A 6,418-nucleotide genomic window follows, 5' to 3' on the forward strand; every position below is an offset into this window, starting at 1 on the left:
AAAAATCAAAAAGATCGCACCTTCGGCAGCTCCTACAGAGACATCAGAGACATCAGACATCAGCGTTTGCAGTACCTGGCGATCATGTGATCGATCGACAATCTGCCCGGCCCGGTCGCCATCAGGTACAGCAGCACCGCCGCCCAGGTGCCGTGGGTCGGATAGGCATCGGGATAGACGAACACCTCGATGACCAGCGTCATGCCCAGCAGCGCCAGCGCCGAAAATCTCGTGGCGAAGCCGATCAATATCAGCACCGGGAAAAAGTGTTCGGCGAACGCTGCCATGTGCGCGGCGATTTCCGGTGACAGCAGCGGTACGTGGTATTCGCTCTGGAACAACGGAATCGTCGAGTCCGCCAAGTGTGGCCAGCCGAGTTGAACGGTGCCGTCGATCAAGTCGATGGCCAGTCCCTCGACCTTGGTCTGCCCGGACTTCCAGAACACTGCGGCAATCGAGAACCGGGCGATGAAGGCGATCAGGCTGTGGGGGATTTTTTCCATTAATCCGATGGCGCGAATGATGAGGTTGTTCATGGCGATACCTTGGTGTTCAGGTCGGTGATGGCGTGGTGGCCGATCAGCAGGGCGAGGGTCTGCGGCAGATCGAAGGGCGGGCTGTCTTGCGCCGCTTGCAGCAGCGGTCGGTGATGCAGCAGATGGTGGATGAATACGCTGGCGCCGTGATCGAGGGCAAAGACCTCGACCTCCAGACCGTTGCGCAGCACCAGTGCGTGTTGCCCTTGATGGATATCGATACCCGCCAGTGTGGTGTCTTGCTGGTGCGCGGCCCAGATCGAAACCACTGCGTAGGCGGAGTCGAGCAGGTGCAGCGAGGGGTGCAGGGCGATGTTCAGTTCGGCCAGTGTTTGCGGATCGGCCAGTGCAGCGCTGATCTGTTGGGCACTGACTGTTGCCGCATCGGCGGCGTGATAGGCGAGTGTGCGCAAGCGTTCGAGCCGTGCGACGTCGGCCAGATACGGCACCTCGGCCGCCGGTTCGAATGCACCAATGAAGTCCGCCAGTTCGTCACCATAACGGCTCATCAACGGACTGTGCGGCGGCTGCTGCTGGATGAACATGCTCGCCATGCCGCGAAAGAATTCCTCGCCGACCAACTGCTGCACCACCGGATAACTGTCGGCCAGCGCGTTGATCAATGAGCCTTGCACGTTATTGCGATACACCGAAAACCGGCTGGCAGGATCAACGCCGTTGGCACTGTACAGGCCAGCGGGGCAGGGCAGGCGAGTGTCGAGCAGGGCGGCGCTGAAGTCGGCTTGAGTGCTCATGGCTGACTCCTTGCGCGCCGCAGCAACGCTTCGGCCTGCTGCGCCTCGGCCAACAGCACGTTGAACGCCGGGAGGTGATTGTCCCGTTCGATCAAGGTTGCCACCGGGCCAACACGTTCGAGTGCCTGTCGGTATAACGCCCAGACGGCATCATCAACCGGCGCGCCGTGATCATCGATCAGCAAGCGATCGCCGAGGCTGTCGGCGTCTTCGGCGAACCCGGCCAGGTGAATCTCGCCGACGGCGTGCAAAGGCAGTGCCTCGAGGTAGGTCAGTGGATCGCGTTGATGGTTTATGCACGAGACGTAGACGTTGTTGACGTCAAGCAGCAGACCGCAACCGCTGCGGCGGATCACCTCGGCGATGAACGCCGGCTCGTCGATGGTCGAGCGCTCGAAGCCGAGATAGGTCGCTGGATTCTCCAGCAGCATCGGCCGCCTGAGGCTGTTCTGCACTTGATCGATGTGTTCGCAGACGCGGTTCAGCGTCGGCGTGTCATACGCCAGCGGCAGCAGGTCATTGAGGAACACCGGGCCGTGGCTCGACCAGGCCAGGTGTTCGGAAAAGGCTTGCGGTTGATAACGCTCGATCAGTGTTTGCAGGCGTTGCAGGTGTTGCAGATCCAGTGGCCCTTCGGCCCCGATCGACAGCCCGACGCCGTGCAGCGACAGCGGATACTGCTCGCGGATCAACCCGAGAAAATGATGAAACGGACCGCCGTCGACCATGTAGTTTTCGGCGTGGACTTCGAAGAAACCGATGTCCGGTCGGGTGCCGAGCACTTCACGAAAGTGCCCGGTCTTGAGTCCCAGCCCCGCGCGGGGCGGGAGCCCGTAGAGGGCTGCCCGAGTGCGCGGTGGGACAGGTTCGTTAAGGGTGAACATGAGCGTCACTCGGGCAGGTCGTGGATCAGGACTTGGCTTTGAAGGCTTCCATCTGACCGAAGCCGGTCGGCGAGGTCTTGCTCTCGGTGGTGGTGCAGGTGCCTTTTGGCACGAACTTCCAGGAGTTGGCCTGGTAATCCATTTTCGCGGTGCCGGCACAGGTGGTGCCTGCGCCCGCGGCGCAATCGTTGTGACCCTTCATGGCCACACCGAAGCATTTTTCCATGTTGCTGTTGTCGGCGGCGTTGGCGCTGGAAACGGCAGTCATGCTCAGGGCGGAACCAAGAGCCAGAACCAGTGCAGCGGCGGACAGGGTGCGAGTGGTAGCAGTCATGATGTTTCTCCAGATTTGAGCTTGGGTTTTACAAGCGAAGTGCGCTTGCTTACCCCACTAGAGAACGCTCATGGCGATGCGTTACAGCGCAGCTGAAATTTTTCAGAAAAAAATGCAAAACCCTGTAGGAGCTGCTGAGGGCTGCGATCTTTCGACTTTGATTTTTAAACCAGAAGCCAGATCAAAAGATCGCACCTGCGGCAGCTCCTACACGGAGGATGTGTGAGGTATAAAAAAACGGCCCGAAGGCCGTTTTTTTGTTCAGCGAAAAGCCTCAACCGCCGAGGTACGCCTCGCGTACTTTCGGGTCGGTGAGCAGTGCTTCACCGGTACCTTGCATGACCACGCGGCCGTTCTCCAGAACGTACGCACGGTCAGCGATTTTCAGCGCCTGGTTGGCGTTCTGCTCGACCAGGAACACCGTTACACCGTCCTTGCGCAGTTGTTCGATGATGTCGAAGATCTGCTGGATGATGATCGGTGCCAGGCCCAGCGACGGCTCGTCGAGCAGCAGCAGTTTCGGCTTGCTCATCAGCGCACGGCCGATGGCGAGCATCTGCTGTTCGCCGCCGGACATGGTGCCGCCGCGCTGGTTGAAGCGTTCTTTCAGGCGCGGGAACAGGCCGAGGACCTTGTCCATCTGCTCCTGATAGTCGCCCTTGTCGGTGAAGAAACCGCCCATCGACAGGTTCTCTTCAACGGTCAGACGGGCAAACACCCGACGACCTTCCGGCACCACGGCGATGCTCTTGCGCATGATCTGCGACGAGTCCTGGCCGACCAGTTCCTCACCCATGTAGCGGATGCTGCCGCTGTGCGCCTGCGGCGAACCGCACAGCGTCATCAGCAGCGTGGACTTGCCGGCACCGTTGGCGCCGATCAGGGTCACGATCTCGCCCTGACGGACTTCGACGTTGACGCTGTGCAGGGCCTGGATCTTGCCGTAGAAGGTGGAAACGTTTTCGAACTGCAGCATTTACGCTTCCCCCAGGTAGGCTTTGATCACTTCAGGATTGTCGCGGATCTGTTCCGGCGTGCCATTGGCCAGCGGCGTGCCCTGGTTGATCACGACGATGTGGTCGGAAATGCTCATGACCAGTTTCATGTCGTGTTCGATCAGCAGCACGGTGACGTTGTGCTCTTCACGCAGCACGCTGATCAGCGCCTTGAGGTCTTCGGTTTCCTTCGGGTTCAGGCCGGCGGCCGGTTCGTCGAGCATGAGGATCCGCGGACGGGTCATCATGCAGCGGGCGATTTCCAGACGCCGTTGCTGACCGTAGGCCAGGGTGCCGGCGGTACGGTTGGCGAACTCTTTCAGGTTGACCTTTTCCAGCCAGTATTCGGCGTATTCCATGGCCTCGCGCTCGCTCTTGCGGAACGCCGGGGTCTTGAACAGGCCGGACAGGAAGTTGGTGTTCAGGTGACGGTGCTGCGCGATCAACAGGTTCTCGACCGCCGTCATGTCCTTGAACAACCGCACGTTCTGGAAGGTGCGCACCACGCCCTTGAGGGCGATCTTGTGCCCCGGCAGGCCCTGGATCGGCTCGCCGTCGAGCAGGATGCTGCCGCCTGATGGCTGGTAGAAACCGGTCAGGCAGTTGAACACGGTGGTCTTGCCCGCGCCGTTCGGCCCGATCAGCGCCACCACTTGTTTTTCCTTCACGGTCAGGGCCACGCCATTGACCGCCAGCAAGCCGCCGAAGCGCATGCTCAGGTTTTCGACTTTCAGGATCTCGCGGCTCATTTTCGCAACTCCATGTGTGGGCGTTGCATCGGCAGCAGACCTTGTGGACGCCAGATCATCATCAACACCATCAGCGCACCGAACATCAACATCCGGTATTCGCTGAACTCACGCATCATTTCCGGCAACAGGATCATCACCACGGCCGCGAGAATCACGCCCAGCTGCGAGCCCATGCCACCCAGCACAACGATGGCGAGGATGATCGCCGACTCGATGAAGGTGAACGACTCCGGTGTCACCAGACCCTGACGGGCGGCGAAGAAGCTGCCGGCGAAACCGGCGAAGCTCGCGCCCAGGGTGAACGCCGACAGCTTGATCACGGTCGGGTTGAGGCCAAGTGCGCGGCAGGCGATTTCGTCTTCACGCAGCGCTTCCCATGCACGGCCGATCGGCATGCGCAGCAGACGGTTGATGATGAACAGCGCCGCCAGTGCCAGCAACAGAGCAACCAGGTACAGGAAAATCACCTTGTTGATCGAGTTGTATTCGAGGCCGAAGTACTCGTGGAAGGTTTGCAGGCCTTCCGCCGCTTTGCGTTCGAAGGTCAGGCCGAAGAACGTCGGTTTCTCGATGTTGCTGATGCCGTTCGGACCGCCGGTGATGTCGGTCAGGTTGCGCAGGAACAGGCGGATGATTTCCCCGAAACCCAGGGTCACGATCGCCAGATAGTCACCGCGCAGACGCAACACCGGGAAGCCCAGCAGGAAGCCGAACGTCGCCGCCATCAGGCCGGCAATCGGCAGGCAGATCCAGAAGCTCAGGCCGTAGTAGTGCGACAGCAGCGCGTAGCTGTAGGCGCCGACGGCATAGAAGCCGACGTAACCCAGATCGAGCAGACCGGCCAGACCGACGACGATGTTCAGACCGAGGCCGAGCATCACGTAGATCAGGATCAGCGTGGCAATGTCCACCGCGCCACGGGAGCCGAAGAACGGCCACACCAGCGCACCCAGAATCAGCGCAATGATGATGTAGCGCTGCGTGGTCGGCAGGGTCAGGAAGTTGCTGGCCTTGGCCGGGATCAACGGCAGGCCCGGCGAGGATTTCCACGCCTTGCTGATCTGCTGGTTGAACAGCACCCGCAGGAACATCAGCACCGAGCAGATGGCGATGGTCGCCAGAATGGCCGGGCTGGTGCCGTGCACTTCGAGGTTGATGCCGACGATGGTCAGTTTCAGACCGAGTACCGGGTAGGCCACGGCCCACACCAGCAAGGCACTGAACAGTGCCTGTTTAAGATTCCTAGTCATACTTTCTCAACCTCCGGACGGCCCAGAATGCCGGTCGGACGGAACAACAGCACCAGAACCAACAAGCCGAAAGCCACGACGTCCTTGTACTGGTCGCCGAAGATATCGGCGCCAAAGGCTTCCGCCACCCCGAGCACCAGCCCGCCGAGCATGGCGCCGGGGGATGCTGCCGATGCCGCCCAGTACCGCAGCAGTGAAGGCCTTGAGGCCGACGAGGAAACCGGCGTTGGGGTTGATCACGCCGTACTGCATGCTCAGCAGCACAGCCGCAACGGCTGCCAGCGCGGCACCGATGACGAAGGTCAGGGCGATGATGTTGTTGGTGTTGATGCCCAGCAGGTTGGCCATCTTGATGTCTTCGGCGCAGGCGCGGCAGGCGCGACCCAGGCGAGAGCGGGAGATGAACAGCGTGAGGCCGAGCATGGCGACCAGGGTCACCACGAACACCACGATTTGCATGTAGGAAATCAGCACTTCATGTGCGCCACCTGGCCCGATGGAGAAGTTGCCGGGGATCAGGTTGGGGATGGATTTGTCCTTGGAGTCTTGCGCGAGCAGAACCGTGTTCTGCAGGAAGATCGACATACCGATCGCGGAAATCAGCGGGATCAGACGGTTGCTGCCGCGCAGGGGGCGGTAGGCAATCCGTTCGATGCTGTAACCGTAGGAACTGGTGACGACGATGCTCGCGATGAACGCGGCGGTCATCAACAGCGGGACGTTGTCGATTCCCATCATGGCCAGCCCGGCGATGGCGATGAACGCCACGTAGGAACCGATCATGTACACCTCGCCATGGGCGAAGTTGATCATTCCAATGATGCCGTAAACCATCGTATAGCCGATGGCGATCAGGGCATACGTGCTGCCAATGGTCAGGCCATTAACCAGCTGTTGGAAGAAGTGATAGAT

General features: G+C 60.5%; 8 protein-coding genes and 1 pseudogene. 1 reads left to right on the plus strand and 8 read right to left on the minus strand.

The window, feature by feature from the left end; all coding sequences use genetic code 11:
• Positions 1-59 precede the first annotated feature (59 nt).
• Genes HT737_RS22170 through HT737_RS22185 form a run of 4 tightly spaced genes read right to left on the minus strand, consistent with a single transcriptional unit; the run spans position 60 to position 2,509 of the window.
• Positions 60-536 (minus strand): DoxX family protein, encoded by a 477-nt coding sequence (locus tag HT737_RS22170; protein ID WP_182404008.1) that lies wholly within the window; start codon positions 534-536, stop codon positions 60-62.
• Complete coding sequence (locus tag HT737_RS22175; protein ID WP_182404009.1) at positions 533-1,291, minus strand: DUF2063 domain-containing protein; 759 nt, start codon at positions 1,289-1,291, stop codon at positions 533-535. Before HT737_RS22175 ends, HT737_RS22170 begins: the two co-directional genes overlap by 4 nt.
• Positions 1,288-2,175, minus strand: a complete 888-nt coding sequence (locus tag HT737_RS22180) for a DUF692 domain-containing protein (RefSeq protein WP_182404010.1) — start codon at positions 2,173-2,175, stop codon at positions 1,288-1,290. Before HT737_RS22180 ends, HT737_RS22175 begins: the two co-directional genes overlap by 4 nt.
• A 25-nt stretch (positions 2,176-2,200) precedes the next feature.
• Positions 2,201-2,509: a DUF2282 domain-containing protein gene (locus HT737_RS22185; protein WP_007969475.1), complete on the minus strand. Its 309-nt coding sequence runs from the start codon at positions 2,507-2,509 to the stop codon at positions 2,201-2,203.
• Positions 2,510-2,579: 70 nt separating this feature from the next.
• On the opposite strand from HT737_RS22185, the gene HT737_RS22190 reads away from it, so the two are divergent.
• Complete coding sequence (locus HT737_RS22190; RefSeq protein WP_182404011.1) at positions 2,580-2,735, plus strand: hypothetical protein; 156 nt, start codon at positions 2,580-2,582, stop codon at positions 2,733-2,735.
• Between the two features lie 48 nt (positions 2,736-2,783).
• On the opposite strand, the gene HT737_RS22195 is transcribed toward HT737_RS22190, so the two are convergent.
• The 4 genes and pseudogenes from HT737_RS22195 to livH all read right to left on the minus strand — a co-directional run.
• Positions 2,784-3,485: an ABC transporter ATP-binding protein gene (locus HT737_RS22195; protein WP_003222380.1), complete on the minus strand. Its 702-nt coding sequence runs from the start codon at positions 3,483-3,485 to the stop codon at positions 2,784-2,786.
• A complete protein-coding gene (livG, locus tag HT737_RS22200) occupies positions 3,486-4,253 on the minus strand; it encodes a high-affinity branched-chain amino acid ABC transporter ATP-binding protein LivG (protein ID WP_047292124.1) in 768 nt (255 codons plus the stop codon).
• Positions 4,250-5,506, minus strand: a complete 1,257-nt coding sequence (locus HT737_RS22205; protein ID WP_047292126.1) for a high-affinity branched-chain amino acid ABC transporter permease LivM — start codon at positions 5,504-5,506, stop codon at positions 4,250-4,252. Before HT737_RS22205 ends, livG begins: the two co-directional genes overlap by 4 nt.
• A pseudogene (livH, locus tag HT737_RS22210) lies at positions 5,503-6,418 on the minus strand (high-affinity branched-chain amino acid ABC transporter permease LivH); the annotation flags it as partial. The gene HT737_RS22205 and the pseudogene livH, both read right to left, overlap by 4 nt.

This window comes from Pseudomonas sp. MD195_PC81_125 (assembly GCF_014060985.1).
Classification (GTDB): Bacteria; Pseudomonadota; Gammaproteobacteria; order Pseudomonadales; family Pseudomonadaceae; genus Aquipseudomonas; species Aquipseudomonas parakoreensis.